Origin of the sequence: Kushneria aurantia DSM 21353, assembly GCF_000382245.1 — a bacterium.
Lineage (GTDB): Bacteria > Pseudomonadota > Gammaproteobacteria > Pseudomonadales > Halomonadaceae > Kushneria > Kushneria aurantia.
The window spans coordinates 166,892-184,698 of record NZ_KB907862.1 but is presented as its reverse complement, the minus strand read 5'-3'; the positions used below and the strand labels follow the sequence as shown (position 1 = coordinate 184,698).

Genomic DNA, 17,807 nt, shown 5'->3' with positions numbered 1-17,807 from the left:
CTCAGGACGCCAGCCGCCGCATGGCGATCAGGCCGCGTTGACGCAGCGTCGTTTCATCAACCCGGTCGAGTGCATCAAGCCAGGCCGTCGCAAAGCTGCCCGGACCGTCGACGCGCTGTTCGGCCAGCTCGGCGGCTACTGCGACGTGAACGTGCGCTGCCGTGGCGGCGTACAGCGGTTCATCGACCACCGCGCAGTAGGCGGCAACGATCGCCCCCAGCGCACAGCCGGTACCGGAAACCCGCGGCTGCCAGGCGCTGCCACCGCCGACATCGATCTGCATGGTCGCCCCGCTTTGCGCCTCATGACCCACCAGGCTGTCGGTCGGCCCCGAGGCGGAGATGGCCGCGGCGCTGTCGAGCAGTTCGCAGGCGGCCTCGAGCGAGTCCTGCGGCGAGCGGCCGCTGTCGACGCCGCGACCACCGCCCTCGCGACCGGAGAGACCGATAATCTCGGAGGCGTTACCGCGAATCACCGTCGGGCGCTGTTCGAGCAGCTCCAGCGCCAGCCGGTGGCGCCACATCATGGCGCCGGCGCCGATGGGATCGAGCACCCAGGGGCGGCCCTCGCGTCGTGCACCGGCGGCGGCGAGGCGCATCGCCTTCACCGTATCGGCGGCCAACGTACCGAGATTGATCAGCACCGCGTCGGCCACGGCGGGGAAGTCGCCCGCCTCTTCGGGGTTATCCACCATGGCGGGCGAGGCACCGGCGGCCAGCAGGGCATTGGCAACCAGGTTGACAGTGACATTGTTGGTCAGACACTGCACCAGCGGCGTTCGATCCCGAAGCGCTCGATGCGCTCGCACAACGGTTTCGATCGCAGGTTGATCGGCACAATCATCGCCTCTATCCATTCCGGGCTCCGTGGTTGTAGGCAGAATGCACGCTCGGGTGCGACCGTCAGCATGACAGGCGGCGCGGCGGCCGTCATGGGGCGAGCGCTGCAAGAGCGTCGCCGTCGCTTCTGGACACCCATGATACGCAGCGTTAGGATAGCGCGCAGTCTTGCGCTGGAAGACTCCTCTTCAGTCCGCCCTTAGCTCAGCTGGATAGAGCGTTGCCCTCCGGAGGCAAAGGTCGAAGGTTCGAATCCTTCAGGGCGGGCCATCGACACAGGCCCTGCTGCACCCCTTCCCTCTCTGTTGTTCGGCCTGGTCCTGATACCCGCCATCGTCTCATCACTTCTTCGGCTTTTTGACCGGCCGCTGCCAGCCCTGTTTGGCCACCTGACGGCTGCGGCCGATGGCGAGTTCGTCGTCCTTCACCTCGCGGGTAATGGTGGAACCGGCGGCGATGGTGGCGCCGTCACCAATGGTCACCGGCGCCACCAGGGCGCTGTTGGAGCCAACGAAGACGTTATCGCCGATGTGCGTCTGGTGCTTGTTGGCGCCGTCGTAGTTGCAGGTGATGGTACCGGCGCCGATGTTGCTGCCGCGACCGATCACGCTGTCGCCGAGATAGCTGAGATGGCCGGCTTTCACCCCTTCGCCAAGCGTCGCGTTCTTGGTTTCGACGAAGTTGCCCACATGCGCGCCGGCCGCCAGCCGGGTACCGGGCCGCAGCCGCGCGAACGGGCCACAGTCGCTCTCCTCGCCCAGCTCGACGCCTTCCAGATGGCTGTTTGCCTTCACCACCGCACCGCGTCGCAACACGCTGTCGCGGATCACACAGTTGGGGCCGATCACCACCTCATCTTCCAGCACCACGCGGCCCTCGAAAATCACGTTGATGTCGATGAAGACGTCCTGGCCGACAGTGACATCGCCGCGCACGTCGATGCGCTTCGGATCGGCCAGACTCACCCCCTCGCGCATCAGCCGCTCCGCCTCGCGGCTCTGATAGAGACGCTCCAGCGCCGCCAGCTGCGTCCGGTCGTTGACCCCCTGCACCTCGCTTGCCGACGCCGGCTCGGTGGTCGCCACCTCGACGCCCTCGGCGGCGGCCATGGCGATCACGTCGGTGAGGTAGTACTCCCCCTGAGCGTTGTCGCTGGAGAGCGCCGGCAGCCAGCGTTTGAACTGCGCGCCGCTGGCCGCCAGCAGGCCGGTGTTGCACTCGCCGATCGCCTGCTGCTCGGGGCTGGCGTCCTTCTGCTCGACGATCGCTATCGCCCGGCCGCGGTCGTCACGCAGGATACGCCCGTAGCCGTGCGGATGCGCCAGCTGCACGGTCAACAGCGCCATCTGCCGCTCGCCGACCCGCTCGACAAGCGCCTCCAGCGTCTGCGGCTGGATCAGCGGCACGTCACCATAGAGCACCAGTACCGGGCCGTCGCCCAGCTGCTCCAGCGTCTGTGCCACCGCGTGACCGGTGCCGCGCTGCTCGTGCTGATCAACAAAGTTGATCGGCAGACCGTCGAGTGCCGCTTTCACCTGATCGGCACCATGCCCCACCACCACATGGAGTCGCGGCGCTTCAAAGGCCTGCAGCGCGGCGTCGATAACGTGGCGCACCATCGGCCGGCCGGCCAGCGGGTGAAGCACCTTGGGCCTGCGTGAACGCATGCGGCTGCCCTGTCCGGCAGCGAGGATGACGATGTCGATGGGCATGGCGGCGGCTCTTCTCCGGGATACGACCTGAAATTCAAGGGCGTGCTCGACGGCACGCCCACGATCATGGCCAGTGTAATGGATAGCTCAGCCACTACAGAAACAAACGCTACAGCAAAAGCGACAGGAGCAGCGTCCAGACGCAGGTGTAGAGCAGCAGCGCGAGGCTGAAGCGCAGCGTGGTACGGGTGATATCGGCCTCATTGCCCACCAGCCCCACCGCGGCGGCGGCGATAGCAATCGACTGCGGCGAGATCAGCTTGGCCATCACCCCGCCGGCGGTGTTGGCCGCCACCAGCAGTGCCGGGGTGGTGCCGATCTGCTGCGCGGTGACCGCCTGCAGGTTGGCGAACAGCACGTTGTTATTGACCACCGAGCCGGTGATGAAGACGCCCAGCCAGCCGATCACCGGCGAGAAAAGCGGAAACAGCTGGCCCGACTGAGCCAGCGCCAGCCCCATTGCGGAGGAAGCACCGGCGAAGTTGGTAATATAGGCCACCGCCATCACCAGGCAGATCATGACGATCGGCTTCCACAGCTCGCGCCAGGTCTGCACCAGCTGTTCGCCGCTCTGACGCCAGCCGATCGACGGGGTAAAGGCCGTGGTCAGCAGAGCGCTGAGCGCGATCGCCGAACCGGCAGCGCTGACCAGGTTGAGATTCCACACTGCGGCAAGCGGAGTGGCCTCGCCAACGATCGGCGGCAGCGCCATCACCTGCTGGTGCAGCCCGGGGGTCGGCAGCGCGAGGGTCGTCCAGGCCAGCGGCCCGCCGGCGGCGAACAGGGCGCGAAACGGCGGCAGACTCCAGAGCAGAATCATTGCGGTCAGGATGTAGAAGGGCGACCAGGCACGAATCACCTCGGCGATGCCCCATTGACGGTCGGCCACCTCGGCGGCGTCCGACTCGCGATAGATATGCCGCGGTGACCACAGCCGCATGAAGCCGGCCAGCGCCGCCATGGCCAGCACCGGCGGAATGATATCCACCAGCCAGGGGCCGAGGGCATAGAGCACCAGCGACTGGCTGATACTGAACAGGGCGCCCACCATCAGCACCACCGGCCAGGTTTCGCGCAGGCCTCTGAAACCGTCGAGAATCGCCACCAGCAGCGCCGGCACGAACAGGGTCGACAGCTGCACGATCAGAATCAGCATCACCGCCATGGCGTCGAGGGTCACACCGCCCTGCTGAGCCCCCACGATGATGGGAATACCGATCGCGCCGTAGGCCCCCGAAGCGGCGTTGGCGACCAGACACAACATGGCGGCGCGCAGCGGCTTGAAACCCAGCTCGACCAGTAGCGCACTGCAGATGGCGATGGGAATACCAAAGCCTGCCGCACCCTCCAGAAAGGCACCGAAGCAGAAGGCGATCAGCAGCACCTGAATGCGCTGATCCCGGGAGACCGAGGCGATGCTGCCGCGAATGACCTCGAACTTGCCGCTCTTGACCGCGATCCTGTAGAGCCACACCGCCATCAGCACGATCCAGCCGATCGGCCACAGGCCGTTGAGAATGCCGTACAGGGCAGCGCCGGCGATCGCTGTCGGCGGCATGCCGAAGACCGCCGCGGCGGTTACCACCGCCACGCCCAGTGCAATCAGAGCAGCATTGGTGCCCTTGAGTCGAAACAGCGTCAGCGCCAGCAAAAAGGTAGCCACCGGTATAGCCGCCACCAGTGCCGACAGCGTGACGCTACCAAGCGGGTTATAGACCTGCTGCCACATAACAGTCTCTCCCGGCGTTAGTTGATCGATGACAGGCGATGCGGACAGTCACGTCCGGCTGCAAAATCCGCCAGATTTTTCAGGGTGGTATCGGCAATCTCGCTGAGCGCCTCGCGGGTAAAGAACCCCTGGTGGCCGGTAATCAGCACGTTGGGGAAGGTCATCAGCCGCACGAAGAGATCATCGTCGATGAAATCCGCCGAGCGGTCGGCGAAAAACAGCGGCGCCTCCTGCTCGTAGACATCGATCGCCAGCGCACCCAGCTGGTGCGACTTGAGTGCCTCGATGACTGCCGGGGTATCAATCAGCCCGCCTCTGGAGGTGTTGATCAGCATCGCGCCGGATTTCATTTTCTGAAGTGAATCGGCATTGATGAGGTGATGGGTACTCTGAAACAACGGGCAGTGCAGGCTGACGATATCGGATTCGGCCAGCAGGGTGTCGAGCTCCACCGCCGTGCCGTACTGCTCGAAGGCCGCTGCCGGCACTGGATCAAAACCCAGCACCCGACAACCAAGGCCATGAAAGATGGCGGCGGTCGCCAGCCCGATGCGGCCGGTGCCGACGATGCCCACCGTCTTGCCGTGCAGGGTCATGCCCAGCAGGCCGTCGAGGGCGAAGTTGCCTTCGCGTACGCGGTTGAAGGCGCGGTGAGTATGACGGTTGAGCGTCATCGTCAGTGCCAGAGTATGCTCGGCGACCGCCTCGGGAGAATAGGCCGGTACCCGGGCGACGAACAGCCCCAGCTCGTCGGCGGCTTCCAGATCGAGGTTGTTGAAGCCGGCGCAGCGCAGCAGTACAGCGCGCACGCCAAGTTCTACGAGCCGCTCCAGCACCTCGCGATCGAGCTGAGCGTTGACGAAGACGCAGATGGCGTCGGCGCCCTCGGCAAGGGCGACGGTATGCTTGTCGAGCTCGGCATTCAAAAACTCGAAAGAGATATCGAGCTCGGAGGAGAAATCCTCCCGATGCGCCTCGAAAGAGCGCTGGTCGTAAGGTTGACTACCGAAGAATTTAACCTGCATATGTCCCCCCGTTTTATAACCTGTGCCGCTTTCCAGGCGATTGGGCGATTGACCGTCGTGGAAGTCGGCCTATCGTTGCGGCAACAAAAATATCGTTCTCTACTATCATGGACGATTTGGTGCCGTGAGTTGCTGTGACAAATTGGCGCCCGGAGCGGCACCATGAAACGAGAAAAAGTACGGCGGAAAGCAAAAAATCGCCGGGAGCGATTTTTGACGCCGCAGGCGGCCCGAAGGGTGCCCGCCAGGGAGGGCAGGGCACAAAAAATCACCGGGAGTGATTTTTGACGCCACGCAGTGGCGGCCCCAGGGGGTGCTCGCCAGGGAGGGCAGGGCACAAAAAATCGTCAGGAACGATTTTTGACGCCACGCAGTGGCGGCCCCAGGGGGTGCCCGCCAGGGAGGGCAGGGCACAAAAAATCACCGGGAGTGATTTTTGACGCCACGCAGTGGCGGCCCCAGGGGGTGCCCGCCAGGGAGGGCAGGGGGACACACAACGGGAATGCTGGACAAAAAAGCGGCCCGCAGGCCGCCTGATCGACGTTTCGCACTTTACAGCCAGCGAAGCGCTACTTCTGGCCCTTGCGGTTGCGCAGCTGTGACAGGGTACGCAGCCGCGCAGTGGCCGCCTCGATCTCGGCCAGCGCGTGCTGATGGTCAAGCTCGCCGCTGCGTCCGGCAAGCGCACTGCGCGCCTCGTCACGGGCCTTTTCTGCCTCGCCGGCGTCGAGATCGCGAGCACGCTCGGCGCTGTCGGCCAGCACGCTCACCTCATGAGGCTGGACCTCGAGAAAACCGCCGGAAACGTAGAAGATCTCTTCTTCGCCTCCTTCACGGATAACGCGCACCGGTCCCGGCTTGAGCTCCAGAAGCGACGGCTCGTGACCGCGGAGGATACCCAGCTCCCCCATAACGCTGACCGCTACCACTCTTTCGACCTCGCCGGCGAAGATATTGCGCTCCGCACTGACGATACTGCACTGCATGGTCGCCATGAGCGCTCCTCCTTACATGTTGTCGGCTTTCTCGACCGCCTCGTCGATGGTGCCGACCATGTAGAATGCCTGCTCGGGCATATGGTCGTAATCGCCGTTGAGGATGCCCTGGAAAGCGCGAATGGTCTCCTTGAGAGAGACGTACTTGCCGGGCGCGCCGGTGAACACCTCGGCGACGAAGAACGGCTGCGACAAAAAGCGCTGAATTTTGCGCGCCCGTGCCACGGTCTGCTTGTCCTCGTCGGAAAGCTCATCCATGCCGAGAATGGCGATGATGTCCTTGAGCTCCTTGTAGCGCTGCAGCACGTTCTGCACGCCGCGCGCCACCTTGTAGTGCTCGTCGCCGACCACCTGGGGGTCGAGCTGACGCGAGGTGGAATCGAGCGGATCGATGGCGGGATAGATACCCAGCTCGGCGATCGAACGCGCCAGTACCACGGTGGCGTCGAGGTGGGCGAAGGTGGTCGCCGGCGACGGGTCGGTCAGGTCGTCGGCCGGCACGTAGACCGCCTGCACCGAGGTGATCGAACCGGTACGGGTCGAGGTGATGCGCTCCTGCAGAAGACCCATCTCCTCGGCCAGGGTCGGCTGATAGCCTACTGCCGACGGCATACGCCCAAGCAGTGCCGACACCTCGGTCCCCGCCAGCGTATAGCGGTAAATGTTGTCGACGAACAGCAGCACGTCGCGGCCTTCGTCGCGGAAATCCTCGGCGATGGTCAGGCCGGTGAGGGCCACGCGCAGACGGTTGCCGGGCGGCTCGTTCATCTGACCGTAGACCAGCGACACCTTGTCGAGAACGTTGGACTCCTGCATCTCGTAGTAGAAGTCGTTACCTTCACGGGTACGTTCGCCGACGCCGGTAAATACCGAATAGCCGGAGTGCTCGGTGGCGATATTACGGATCAGCTCCATCATGTTGACGGTCTTGCCCACACCGGCACCGCCGAACAGGCCAACCTTGCCGCCCTTGGCGAAGGGGCAGATCAGGTCAATGACCTTGATCCCCGTCTCCAAAAGCTCGTTGGAAGCCGCCTGCTCGGCGAAACTGGGCGCACTGCGGTGAATCGGGCTGCGTTTCTCTTCGCCGATTTCGCCGCACTCGTCGATCGGCTCGCCGAGCACGTTCATGATGCGGCCCAGGGTCTTCTGGCCTACCGGTACCGAAATCGGCGCGCCGGTGTTGGCGACCGTCATACCACGCTTGAGGCCTTCGGTGGAGCCCATGGCGATAGCGCGCACCACCCCGTCGCCGAGCTGCTGCTGCACCTCGAGGATGGTACCGCTCTCCTCGACCTCAATGGCTTCGAAGACGTGAGGCACGTCGCTGCGATCAAACTCGACGTCAATCACCGCCCCGATGATCTGTACGATACGTCCGCTCATCCTGATTCCTCTTGAATCTGTAAAAAACTTTCCGACGGGCCGACCCTACACCGCGGCGGCACCACCCACGATCTCGGAGATTTCCTGGGTGATGGCGGCCTGACGCGCCTTGTTGTACTGCAGCTGGAGGTCGTCGATGATGTCGCCGGCGTTATCGGAGGCGTTTTTCATCGCGATCATGCGGGCGGCCTGCTCGCTGGCGATGTTTTCCACCACGGCCTGATAGACCTGGGCTTCGACGTAGCGCACCAGCAGCTTGTCGAGCAGGGTTTTAACGTCCGGCTCGTAGATATAGTCCCAGCCACCGCTGGAGACGTCGTCCTGCTCGGCATCTTCTGCCTCGTCCTCTTCGTCGAGCGACTTCGGCAGCGGCAGCAGCTGATGCACGACCGGCTTCTGCGTCATGGTGTTGACGAACTCGTTGTAGACCAGATCGATTCGGTCGAGCTCGCCTTCGTCGAAAGCCGCCAGCATGACGTTGATACTGCCGATCAGCTGCGACGCTTCCGGCGCATCGCCCAGGCTGCGCACGGCTGCCTTGAGATCGCCGCCATACTTGCGAAAGAACACGCTGCCCTTGGTTCCCAGCGCGCAGAAGGAGACCTCGACACCCTGGTCACGCCATTCGCGCACCTCGCGCAGTACACGCCGCAACAGGTTGCTGTTGAGACCGCCGCACAGGCCGCGATCGGAGGTCACCACGATATAACCGATGCGCTTGACCTCGCGCTCGATCTGATAGTCGTGACGATACTCCGGATTGGCACGGCTGACGTGGCTGACTACCCGGCGGATACGGCCGGCATAGGGCTGGCTGGCCGCCATGCGATCCTGAGCGCGGCGCATCTTGGAGGCCGCCACCATCTCCATGGCGCTGGTGATCTTCTGAGTATTCTTGATACTCCCGATCTGGGATTTGATCTCTTTTCCGGCTGCCATCGCGAAATTCTCCTTGTCAATCAGCGCAGAGCGCCGGGCTGCAGTGATCGATCACAGCCCGGCGGCGGGGCCTCAGTAGCTCTGCGTTGACTTGAACGATTCGAGAGCGCTTTTCAGGCCCTGCTGAATCTCGTCGTCATAGCCACCGGTGCTGTTGATCTTCTCCATCAGCTCGGCGTGCTCGCTCTGCATGAAATCCTGCAGCGCACGCTCGAAGTCGAGCACCCTGTCGACCGGCACGTCCTCGAGGAAGCCCTCGTTGGCGGCATAGAGCGTTACCGCCATCTGCGCGATCGACATCGGCGAGTACTGGTTCTGCTTCATCAGCTCGGTAACACGCTGACCGTGCTCCAGCTGCTTGCGGGTTGCCTCGTCAAGATCGGAAGCGAACTGCGAGAAGGCCGCCAGTTCGCGGTACTGCGCCAGCGCCAGACGCACGCCACCGCCCAGCTTCTTGATGATTTTGGTCTGTGCCGAACCGCCCACGCGGGATACCGACAGGCCGGCATTGATTGCCGGGCGCACGCCGGAGTGGAACAGATCGGTCTCGAGGAAGATCTGGCCATCGGTGATCGAGATCACGTTGGTGGGGACGAACGCCGATACGTCGCCGCCCTGGGTCTCGATGATCGGCAGCGCGGTCAGCGAACCGGTTTTGCCGCTCACCTCACCATTGGTGAGTTTCTCGACATACTCGGCATTGACCCGCGAAGCGCGCTCCAGCAGACGCGAGTGGAGATAGAAGACGTCGCCCGGATAGGCTTCACGACCCGGCGGACGACGCAGCAGCAGCGAGATCTGACGATAGGCAACGGCCTGCTTGGAGAGATCATCGTAGACGATCAGGGCATCCTCGCCGCGGTCGCGGAAGTACTCGCCCATGGTGCAGCCGGCGTAGGGTGCGATGAACTGCATGGCGGCCGGATCGGCAGCACCGGCGGCAACCACGATGGTGTGCGCCATGGCGCCGTGCTCTTCAAGCTTGCGTACCACGTTGGCGATGGTCGACTGCTTCTGGCCGATCGCCACATAGACGCAGGTGATGCCCTTGCCTTTCTGGTTGATGATGGCATCGATGGCGATCGCCGACTTGCCGATCTGACGGTCACCGATAATCAGCTCACGCTGGCCGCGGCCGATCGGCACCATGGCATCGATCGACTTGAGACCGGTCTGTACCGGCTGATCGACGCCCTGACGAGCGATAACGCCGGGGGCGACCTTCTCCACCGCGTCGCTTTCGCTGGCCTCGATTTCGCCCTTGCCGTCGATGGCGTTACCCAGCGCATCGACCACGCGGCCGACCAGTTCGCGACCTACCGGCACTTCGAGGATACGGCCGGTGCACTTGCCGGTCATGCCCTCTTCGAGCTTCTGATAGTCGCCCAGCACCACGACACCGGCGCTGTCGCGCTCGAGGTTGAGCACCATGCCGAAGATATCGTGGGGGAATTCAATCATCTCGCCGAACATGGCGTCGGCCAGCCCGTGGATGCGCACGATGCCGTCGGCGACACCCACGATGGTGCCTTCGTTGCGCGCCTGGGCGTCGAGATCGAGATTCTCGATCCGACCCTTGATGATGTCGCTGATTTCGGAAGGATTGAGTTGCTGCATGCCGTGTCCCTCGACTTCAGTGGTTCAGAAGGCTGGCGAGACGATTCAGACGCCCTCGTGCCGAACCGTCGATGACGGTATCACCGGCACGAATGACGACGCCGCCCAGCAGCGTCTCGTCCACCGAAGTGGTGATCGTGATTTCGCGGTTCAGGCGCTTTTCGAGCGCCTGTGCGAGCTTGTCCTGTTGCGCCTGATCAAGCGGATAGGCCGAGATGATCTCCACGCTGATGCGCTGCTCATGAGCTTCGCGTTCAGCCTCGAACAGCTCGCTCATGGCGGCGAGGGCATCGAGGCGCTGCTGACGCGCCAGCACCATCAGGAAGTTGGCGCCGCGTTCGGGCACCAGCTCACCCAGCAGTTCGACCAGGGTATTACCCTTGTCGCGCGCCGCACGGCGCGGGTCGTGAATAAGCCGGTGTACCCGCTCGTCGGCGGTCAACCGCGCCGCCTCGGCCAGCATCGCCGACCATGCATCGAGGCTGTCGTTCTCGCGGGCCAGCTCGAAGGCGGCTCTGGCGTAGGGACGTGCCTGGGTCACATTGTCCGACATAAGGCGTCCTCTCAGAGTTCTGCAGCGAGCCGGTCGACCATCTCGCGATGTTTCTTCTCGTCGATGGAGGACTCGAGAATGCGCTCGGCACCCTGTACGGCCAGCGTCGCCACCTGGGCACGCAGCTCCTCCTTCGCCCGCTGTACTTCGCTGTCGATTTCGCTGCGCGCGTTGGCAATCATGCGCTCGCCCTCGACACGAGCGTCATCACGCGCATCCTCGATCATCTGATTGGCGCGTGTGCGGGCCTTTTCAAGAATGCGAGCGGCCTCTTCGCGACTCTCACGCAGGGTCTCTTCGGCCTGTTCATTGGCCTGGCTAAGCTCGGCGCGCGCCCTGTCGGCCTCCTCGAGGCCGTCACGAATGCGTTGCTGACGCTCTTCGAGCGCCTTCGTGATCGGCGGCCAGACATACTTCATACAGAACCAGAGAAAGATCGCGAAGGCGATCATCTGGCCGATGAGCGTCATATTGATAGTCACGCGGATATACCTCCTGCGGTTTCGTGGTGGCCGGAAGCGGTCACACCGAGCGACCCGGGCCCGGTGTGAAGGATTTAACCGCCGGCGACGACGAAGATCAGGTACATCGCGATACCCACGCCGATCATCGGCACGGCATCAAGCAGACCGGCCATGATGAAGGTCTTGGTCTGCAGTTGGTCGCTCAGCTCCGGCTGGCGCGCGGTGGAGTCGAGCAGCTTGCCGCCCAGCAGACCGAAACCGATACCGGTGGCGATAGCGGCCCCACTGATCATGAGGGCGGCAGCAATGTAAACGAGTTCCATGGAGTGGCTCCTGTTTCAGGGTTAGCGATCAGGGATCAAGGGTGATTGAAACTTGCGTTGTTATTGGCGTTAGTGCTCTTCGAAGGCGGCATTCAGGTAGACCACGCTCAGCACGGCAAAAATGAAGGCCTGCAGCACGATGATCAGGATGTGAAAGATCAGCCAGGGAACATCCAGTACCCACATGATCCAGAAAGGTAGCAGGGCGATCATGATGAAAATCACCTCGCCGGCGAAGATGTTGCCGAACAGACGCAGTCCAAGGCTGATCGGCTTGACGCACAGCACTACCAGTTCCAGCAGCAGGTTGAAGGGAACCAGCGACCAGTGGTTAAAAGGCGTGAACGCCATCTCTTTGGCGAAACCACCAAGGCCCTTGTTGCGGATGCTGTAGAAAATGATCAGACCAAAGACCGCAAAGCCCAGCCCGAGGGTGACGTTGGGGTCGCTGGTCGGCACGATACGCATGTAGTCGACGCCAAATCTGGCAAAGATCTGCGGGAACAGATCGATCGGCAGCCACTTGAGGGCGTTCATGAAAAATATCCAGCAGAACAGCGTCAGTGCCAGCGGCCCGATCAAGCGGCTCTGGCCATGAAAACTGGTGCGCACAATGCCTTCGCAGAACTCGAACACCATCTCGAGCGCATTCTGAATACCGGACGGCACACCGGTGGTGGCGGTTTTACCCAGATGGCGAAACAGCCACAGAAACAGCAGCCCGGTGGCGATCGACCAGCCCATGGTATCGACATGGATGGCCCAGAAGCCCATCTGCCGAGCCTCTTCGAGGCTGTGGGCAAAGGACCAGCCGTGTTCGGGATGCAGGCCGAAGGTCAGGTTCTGCAGGTGGTGCGTGATGTAGTAGGTCGAACTGGTCGTCTCGCCTGCCATAACGTTGCCTTGAATCCTGTTTTAGTGGGAACCGGCTCGGCCGATCAGCCAGGGGCCTGCCCCGTAAACGCCCTGCACCAGGGCGAAAGTCGCGAAAAACCATACAGGCGCCTGCGGCGGTACAATGCTGAAGACAACAGCAAACAGCAGCATCACCAGCATATATTTGCCCACCTGAGCGCGATACAGACTGCCGATCATGCGAGCCCTGAAACGTGCTCCCCGATACATGAAAGCTCGCCACGCAAACCAGGCGTTGGGTATCAACGCCACCAGGCCGCCCAGCAGTGCGGAAAGGGTGACACTACCTTTTCCGACGATCAGGCTCAATGCTACGACAGTCAGGATGACGCCGACCTGAGCCAGCAGCAGGCGATGCACCCCGGGACGCTTCGGTCGCGCCGGAGCCACTCTGTGCGGTCGTTGCATGAGCTTTTTACGCCTTCACAAGCTTTGACGCGCCACGTTCGAACGGGCAGGCGGATTATAAGGAAGCCCCCCGGCGGCTTCAACGCTGCCGGTCGGGAAATCACCGCTGTAAAAGCCTATCTGCGCCAAAAGCGGGTCGATCCTGTGTCAAACCGGCACCGTTGACAACACCGGGTTAAGTCGCGTTTAAGCGCTTGATCCCGTTTACGGGCCGCAATGCCGGGGAGGTCAACCGATGTGGGAGAGGATGCCGTCGAGCTCGTCGAGGCTGGTATAGCGAATGGTCAGGCTGCCCTTGCCGCTTTTATTGTGGCTGATGTTGACGCGCGCACCAAGCAGCTCGGCGAGCTGATTCTCCAGCCGATCGACATCCTTCGAGCCGCTTTCGACGGGTGCGGGCTCCTTTTTTTTCTGCTCGGCAAGGCGTTTGACCAGTGCTTCAGTCTGACGCACTGTCAGCCCTCTGGACACGACCTCGCGCGCTGCCTCGCGCTGACGTGCGCCCTTGAGCGCGAGCAGCGCGCGGGCGTGGCCGACATCCAGCTCGCCCCGGGAAAGCAGCGTCTGCACCTCTTCTTCCAGTGCCAAAAGGCGCAGCAGATTGGCCACCTGGGCGCGTGATCGCCCTACGGCGTCAGCGGCCTGCTGCTGGGTGAGCGAAAATTCGTCCATCAGCCGCCTGAGCGCCAGCGTCTCCTCGATCGGATTGAGGTTTTCGCGCTGGATGTTCTCGATCAGCGCCAGTGCCAGCGCCGACTCGTCGTCGAGTTCGCGTACTACCGCCGGAATGACGTCCAGCTCGGCCAGTTGGGCGGCCCGCCAGCGGCGCTCGCCGGCGATGATCTCATAGCGCGCTTCGCTGCCTTCGGGCAGTGGTCTGACCACGATAGGTTGCATGACGCCACGATTGCGAATCGAGGCCGCCAGCTCCTCGAGCCGCTCGCCGTGCATCTCGCGGCGCGGCTGGTAGCGCCCGCGGGTCAGTTCGGCCAACGGCAGGCGTTCGAGACGTTCACGGCTGTCGATCAGCGGCGAGGCATCGGCCGGCACCGCGGCACCCTGTTCGCCGTCGTCATCCAGGGGTACCTGTGAACGCTGGCGAGCATTGGCACCGATCAGGGCATCCAGTCCTCTGCCCAGGGCACGTTTACGCGTCATGAAGGGATCCTCGCTTGAGGGCCTGAGGGATACCGGCAAGGCATCGTGACAGCGCCATGATGACACCGCCCGCGGCCTGCGCAAAGTCCGCTGCGGATTGTCCGGATCGACACGATGGTCATGGCGATACTACAGCGACAGCCGGCGCGCCAGTTCACGCGCCAGCACGCGATAGGCATGAGCACCGCGCGACAATCGTGCGTAGCGATTGATCGGCTGACCGTGACTGGGGGCTTCGGCAAGGCGCACGTTGCGCGGAATGGTAGTACGCAGCAGATCGTCACCGAAGTAGTTCGACAGCTGATTGCTGACGTCGCGGGTCAGGCTGTTGCGGTTATCGAACATGGTGCGCACGATGCCGTCCAGCGACAGCCCCGGATTGATGCCGTCACGAATCTGCTCGACGGTATCGAGCAGCATGGAAAGACCCTCGAGGGCATAGAACTCGCACTGCAGCGGAATCAGCACGCCGTGCGCCGCGGTCAAAGCATTGACGGTCAGCATGTTGAGCGACGGCGGGCAGTCGATCAGCACTACGTCGAAATCGCCGGCGAGCGGAGCAAGCGCACGCTCGAGGCAGCGCTCGCGGGCATCGCGGTCGAGCAGGGCGACCTCGGCGGCGGTAAGGTCACCGTTGGCGGGCAGCAACTGGTAGCCGGCTTCGGCGCAATCGATGAGCGCCTCGCGGGCCGGCAGCTCTTCCAGCAGCACATCCAGCGTACCGCCGTTGGCAAGCCCGTGCTTGTCGATGCCGCTGCCCATGGTGGCGTGACCCTGGGGATCAAGATCGACCAGCAGCACCCGCTTTTTGAGCGAGGCCAGCGCCGCGGCGAGGTTGACGGCAGTAGTGGTCTTGCCGACGCCCCCTTTCTGATTGGTCAGTGCGATGATGCGGGCCAAGAGTGATGTCCTGTTGTGTTGTCTCTGAAAAGCCTGTCAGCGCGCCTCGATGGTCAGCAGGTGACGCTGCCCCTGCTCGCCGGGCACCCTCAGCGCCCGGGTGTTGGTGATCAGCGCCTGCTCGGGCAGAGCGTCAATCTCTGCCTGGCCCACCATCGCCAGCCAGTGGCCGCCGGGAGTGAGCAGATGCCGTGTCAGGGCAACGAAGGCGTCGGGGGCGGCGAAAGCACGGCTGATGATCTGCTCGAAACGCGCGCCCCCGAGCTGCTCGACGCGCTCGTTCAATGCCGTCACGTTATCGATACCCAGCTCGAACAGCACCTGACGCTGAAAGCGAATCTTCTTGCCCACGCTGTCCACCGAGGTGACAGCGATATCGGGCCGTGCGATCGCCAGCACGATGCCGGGCAGGCCGGCACCGCTGCCCACATCCAGAAGCCGCGGTCCCTCGATGAAGGGCAATACGGCGAGGGCATCGAGCAGATGGCGCGTCACCATCGTCTGCGGATCGCGTACTGCCGTGAGGTTATAGGCCCGGTTCCACTTGTTCAACAGCGCGACAAAGGCCAGCAGACGTTCGCGGACGGCACTTTCGACCTCGAGCCCCAGCGCCGCCAGCCCCGTATCGAGGCGCTCACCGAGCGCGTTGCTCATTCACCGCTCGCTCGCGCTACGCCGGAGCGATCACGCTTTTTGAGATGAATCAACAGCATCGAGACCGCCGCCGGCGTGACGCCGGGAATGCGGCCGGCCTCGGCCAGGGTTTCGGGGCGCGCCGTCTCGAGTTTCTGGCGAATCTCGTTGGAGAGCCCGTCGATGCGGCTGTAGTCGATATCAGCCGGCAGCCGGGTTGCCTCGTGGCGCCTGAGTTTTTCGATTTCCTCGCTCTGACGGTCGATATAGCCGCGGTATTTGGCCTGAATCTGCACCTGCTCACGCACCAGCGGATCCTGCGGCGCTCCCTCGCAAAGCGCCGCGATATCGTCGTAACCGAGTTCGGGGCGACGCAGCAGATCAGACAGGCGCTGCTCACGCGAGAGCGGGCCGATGCGTTCGGCAAGCCGGGCGGCCGCCGCGCTGCCGGGCTGAACCCGGATTTGATCGAGGCGGGCCTGCTCGGCCTCGATAGCGTCACGGCGGATTTCGAAAGCGCGCCAGCGGTCATCATCGACCAGCCCCATGTCGCGGCCCAGTGCGGTCAGGCGCAAATCGGCGTTGTCCTCACGCAGCAGCAGACGGTACTCGGCGCGGGAAGTGAACATGCGGTAGGGCTCCTGAGTGCCCATGCGAATCAGGTCGTCGACCATCACGCCGATGTAGGCCTCGTCACGCCGTGGCCACCAGGCCTCCAGCCCTTTGACCCGACGAGCCGCGTTGAGGCCGGCCAGCAGCCCCTGGGCAGCGGCCTCCTCGTAGCCGGTGGTGCCGTTGATCTGACCGGCGAACCAGAGATTGTGGATAACCTTCGTTTCCAGCGAGTGCTTCAGATCGCGCGGATCGAAGAAGTCGTATTCGATGGCGTAGCCGGGGCGGGTGATGTGGGCATTTTCGAGCCCTTCGATGGAGCGCACCAGTTCAAGCTGGGTATCAAACGGCAGCGACGTGGAGATGCCGTTGGGGTAGAGCTCGTGGGTATCGAGACCTTCCGGTTCGATGAAGACCTGGTGGCTCTGCTTGTCGGCGAAACGGTGGATCTTGTCCTCGATCGACGGGCAGTAGCGCGGCCCGGTGCTGTCAATCACTCCGGAGTACATCGGCGAGCGGTCGAGGTTGGCGCGAATGATGTCGTGAGTGCGCTCGTTGGTGTGGGCAATGAAGCAGCTCACCTGCTCGGGGTGCATATCACGGTGGCCCATCCACGACATGACCGGTCGCGGCGTATCGCCGGGCTGCTCGCCGAGTTTCGAGAAATCCACCGTTCTGGCGTCGAGCCGCGGCGGTGTACCGGTTTTCAGCCGCGCGACACGCAACGGCTGTTCGCGCAGCCGTTCGGCCAGTGCGTTGGCGGCCGGGTCTCCGCAACGTCCGCCGCTGTGATGTTCCATACCAATGTGGATCACGCCACCGAGGAAAGTACCGGTACACAACACCACGGCGTCGGCCATGAAACGCACGCCACCACGGGTCAGCACGCCACGTGCGGTATCGCCTTCGACGATCAGGTCATCGGCGGCCTGGGAGAAGATCGACAGGTTGGGCTGATTCTCCAGCATGTGGCGAATCGACGCCTTGTAGCGTACCCGATCGGCCTGAGCACGGGTGGCGCGCACCGCCGGCCCCTTGCGCGAATTGAGGGTACGAAACTGGATGCCGCCATGGTCCGTGGCCAGTGCCATGGCGCCGCCGAGAGCATCGATCTCCTTGACCAGATGGCTCTTGCCGATACCGCCGATGGCGGGATTACAGGACATCTGGCCGAGGGTTTCGATGTTGTGGGTCAGCAGCAGGGTACGACACCCACTACGAGCGGCAGCCAGTGCGGCTTCGGTACCCGCATGACCACCGCCGATGACGATTACATCAAAGCGGTCGGGGTAAATCACGTTGTCAACCTCGAAAAACGGGAAAGCAGCAGGCGATCAGCGGTAAGCGTCGGTCCTTTGGTCGGATCCGATTCCGTGAGCCCGCTGTTGGTAGCGGTTATCGGTTGCCCACAGGGGTTTGAACCGGCTGTGGGCAACCTTCCTTGCGAATGGTGCGCAGTATAACGCGACTGTGAACAGGCGTCAGGGTTTTCCACATTGGGCACCACACCTCATCGGGTTTCAATATTTAAAAACAGTCTTTTTAAATAAGAAGTTCTGTTGTGGTTGTGATTACTGGGGACGCTCGATTCTGTGGAAA

17 protein-coding genes and 1 tRNA gene are annotated in these 17,807 nt (G+C 63.1%); 1 reads left to right on the top strand and 17 read right to left on the bottom strand.

All coding sequences use genetic code 11. The features are described from left to right. Nucleotide 1 precedes the first annotated feature (1 nt). The gene (gene thiM, locus H146_RS0100895; protein WP_019949956.1) at nucleotides 2-856 is read right to left on the bottom strand and encodes a hydroxyethylthiazole kinase; all 855 of its coding nucleotides are present in this window, start codon (nucleotides 854-856) and stop codon (nucleotides 2-4) included. Nucleotides 857-1,032: 176 nt separating this feature from the next. Here thiM and H146_RS0100890 point away from each other — a divergent pair. After that, a tRNA-Arg gene (locus tag H146_RS0100890) sits at nucleotides 1,033-1,109 on the top strand. 71 nt (nucleotides 1,110-1,180) lie between these two features. On the opposite strand, the gene glmU is transcribed toward H146_RS0100890, so the two are convergent. The 16 genes from glmU to mnmG all read right to left on the bottom strand — a co-directional run bounded on the left by glmU (nucleotide 1,181) and on the right by mnmG (nucleotide 17,506). Next, nucleotides 1,181-2,551, bottom strand: a complete 1,371-nt coding sequence (gene glmU / locus H146_RS0100885) for a bifunctional UDP-N-acetylglucosamine diphosphorylase/glucosamine-1-phosphate N-acetyltransferase GlmU (RefSeq protein ID WP_019949955.1) — start codon at nucleotides 2,549-2,551, stop codon at nucleotides 1,181-1,183. A gap of 109 nt (nucleotides 2,552-2,660) precedes the next feature. Further along, complete coding sequence (locus H146_RS0100880) at nucleotides 2,661-4,280, bottom strand: L-lactate permease (protein ID WP_019949954.1); 1,620 nt, start codon at nucleotides 4,278-4,280, stop codon at nucleotides 2,661-2,663. Nucleotides 4,281-4,297: 17 nt separating this feature from the next. Next, the gene (locus H146_RS0100875) at nucleotides 4,298-5,305 is read right to left on the bottom strand and encodes a 2-hydroxyacid dehydrogenase (RefSeq protein WP_019949953.1); all 1,008 of its coding nucleotides are present in this window, start codon (nucleotides 5,303-5,305) and stop codon (nucleotides 4,298-4,300) included. 569 nt (nucleotides 5,306-5,874) lie between these two features. Further along, nucleotides 5,875-6,300, bottom strand: a complete 426-nt coding sequence (locus tag H146_RS0100870; RefSeq protein ID WP_019949952.1) for a F0F1 ATP synthase subunit epsilon — start codon at nucleotides 6,298-6,300, stop codon at nucleotides 5,875-5,877. Nucleotides 6,301-6,312: 12 nt separating this feature from the next. After that, complete coding sequence (atpD, locus tag H146_RS0100865) at nucleotides 6,313-7,686, bottom strand: F0F1 ATP synthase subunit beta (RefSeq protein WP_019949951.1); 1,374 nt, start codon at nucleotides 7,684-7,686, stop codon at nucleotides 6,313-6,315. A 45-nt stretch (nucleotides 7,687-7,731) separates the two neighbouring features. Beyond that, the gene (gene atpG, locus H146_RS0100860) at nucleotides 7,732-8,625 is read right to left on the bottom strand and encodes a F0F1 ATP synthase subunit gamma (RefSeq protein WP_019949950.1); all 894 of its coding nucleotides are present in this window, start codon (nucleotides 8,623-8,625) and stop codon (nucleotides 7,732-7,734) included. A 72-nt stretch (nucleotides 8,626-8,697) separates the two neighbouring features. Further along, the gene (atpA, locus tag H146_RS0100855) at nucleotides 8,698-10,242 is read right to left on the bottom strand and encodes a F0F1 ATP synthase subunit alpha (RefSeq protein ID WP_019949949.1); all 1,545 of its coding nucleotides are present in this window, start codon (nucleotides 10,240-10,242) and stop codon (nucleotides 8,698-8,700) included. Nucleotides 10,243-10,258: 16 nt separating this feature from the next. After that, entirely contained in the window at nucleotides 10,259-10,795 is a 537-nt protein-coding gene (locus tag H146_RS0100850) for a F0F1 ATP synthase subunit delta (RefSeq protein ID WP_019949948.1), read from the bottom strand. Between the two features lie 11 nt (nucleotides 10,796-10,806). Continuing rightward, nucleotides 10,807-11,277 carry a F0F1 ATP synthase subunit B gene (locus tag H146_RS0100845; protein ID WP_019949947.1) on the bottom strand — a complete coding sequence of 157 codons (471 nt, stop codon included), beginning with the start codon at nucleotides 11,275-11,277 and terminating at the stop codon, nucleotides 10,807-10,809. A 74-nt stretch (nucleotides 11,278-11,351) separates the two neighbouring features. Next, entirely contained in the window at nucleotides 11,352-11,582 is a 231-nt protein-coding gene (gene atpE, locus H146_RS0100840) for a F0F1 ATP synthase subunit C (protein ID WP_019949946.1), read from the bottom strand. A 69-nt stretch (nucleotides 11,583-11,651) separates the two neighbouring features. Further along, a complete protein-coding gene (gene atpB, locus H146_RS0100835) occupies nucleotides 11,652-12,476 on the bottom strand; it encodes a F0F1 ATP synthase subunit A (RefSeq protein WP_019949945.1) in 825 nt (274 codons plus the stop codon). A 21-nt stretch (nucleotides 12,477-12,497) separates the two neighbouring features. Next, on the bottom strand, nucleotides 12,498-12,905 hold the full coding sequence (locus H146_RS0100830; RefSeq protein WP_083920747.1) for an ATP synthase subunit I: 408 nt from the start codon (nucleotides 12,903-12,905) through the stop codon (nucleotides 12,498-12,500). A 228-nt stretch (nucleotides 12,906-13,133) separates the two neighbouring features. Further along, nucleotides 13,134-14,063, bottom strand: coding sequence for a ParB/RepB/Spo0J family partition protein (locus H146_RS0100825; RefSeq protein WP_019949943.1), 930 nt, complete (start codon nucleotides 14,061-14,063; stop codon nucleotides 13,134-13,136). Nucleotides 14,064-14,192: 129 nt separating this feature from the next. Then, nucleotides 14,193-14,963 (bottom strand): ParA family protein, encoded by a 771-nt coding sequence (locus H146_RS0100820; protein WP_019949942.1) that lies wholly within the window; start codon nucleotides 14,961-14,963, stop codon nucleotides 14,193-14,195. 36 nt (nucleotides 14,964-14,999) lie between these two features. Beyond that, nucleotides 15,000-15,617, bottom strand: coding sequence for a 16S rRNA (guanine(527)-N(7))-methyltransferase RsmG (gene rsmG, locus H146_RS0100815; RefSeq protein ID WP_019949941.1), 618 nt, complete (start codon nucleotides 15,615-15,617; stop codon nucleotides 15,000-15,002). Beyond that, nucleotides 15,614-17,506, bottom strand: coding sequence for a tRNA uridine-5-carboxymethylaminomethyl(34) synthesis enzyme MnmG (gene mnmG / locus H146_RS0100810; RefSeq protein ID WP_019949940.1), 1,893 nt, complete (start codon nucleotides 17,504-17,506; stop codon nucleotides 15,614-15,616). The genes rsmG and mnmG overlap by 4 nt, the downstream gene beginning before the upstream one ends. Between the last annotated feature and the right edge of the window lie 301 nt (nucleotides 17,507-17,807).

Excerpts from the sequence above, each read along its gene's own strand:
- thiM (WP_019949956.1), bottom strand. The coding sequence starts at position 856 with ATGGATAGAGGCGATGATTGTGCCGATCAACCTGCGATCGAAACCGTT.
- glmU (WP_019949955.1), bottom strand. The coding sequence starts at position 2,551 with ATGCCCATCGACATCGTCATCCTCGCTGCCGGACAGGGCAGCCGCATG.
- H146_RS0100880 (WP_019949954.1), bottom strand. The coding sequence starts at position 4,280 with ATGTGGCAGCAGGTCTATAACCCGCTTGGTAGCGTCACGCTGTCGGCA.
- H146_RS0100875 (WP_019949953.1), bottom strand. The coding sequence starts at position 5,305 with ATGCAGGTTAAATTCTTCGGTAGTCAACCTTACGACCAGCGCTCTTTC.
- H146_RS0100870 (WP_019949952.1), bottom strand. The coding sequence starts at position 6,300 with ATGGCGACCATGCAGTGCAGTATCGTCAGTGCGGAGCGCAATATCTTC.
- atpD (WP_019949951.1), bottom strand. The coding sequence starts at position 7,686 with ATGAGCGGACGTATCGTACAGATCATCGGGGCGGTGATTGACGTCGAG.
- atpG (WP_019949950.1), bottom strand. The coding sequence starts at position 8,625 with ATGGCAGCCGGAAAAGAGATCAAATCCCAGATCGGGAGTATCAAGAAT.
- atpA (WP_019949949.1), bottom strand. The coding sequence starts at position 10,242 with ATGCAGCAACTCAATCCTTCCGAAATCAGCGACATCATCAAGGGTCGG.
- H146_RS0100850 (WP_019949948.1), bottom strand. The coding sequence starts at position 10,795 with ATGTCGGACAATGTGACCCAGGCACGTCCCTACGCCAGAGCCGCCTTC.
- atpE (WP_019949946.1), bottom strand. The coding sequence starts at position 11,582 with ATGGAACTCGTTTACATTGCTGCCGCCCTCATGATCAGTGGGGCCGCT.
- atpB (WP_019949945.1), bottom strand. The coding sequence starts at position 12,476 with ATGGCAGGCGAGACGACCAGTTCGACCTACTACATCACGCACCACCTG.
- H146_RS0100830 (WP_083920747.1), bottom strand. The coding sequence starts at position 12,905 with ATGCAACGACCGCACAGAGTGGCTCCGGCGCGACCGAAGCGTCCCGGG.
- H146_RS0100825 (WP_019949943.1), bottom strand. The coding sequence starts at position 14,063 with ATGACGCGTAAACGTGCCCTGGGCAGAGGACTGGATGCCCTGATCGGT.
- rsmG (WP_019949941.1), bottom strand. The coding sequence starts at position 15,617 with ATGAGCAACGCGCTCGGTGAGCGCCTCGATACGGGGCTGGCGGCGCTG.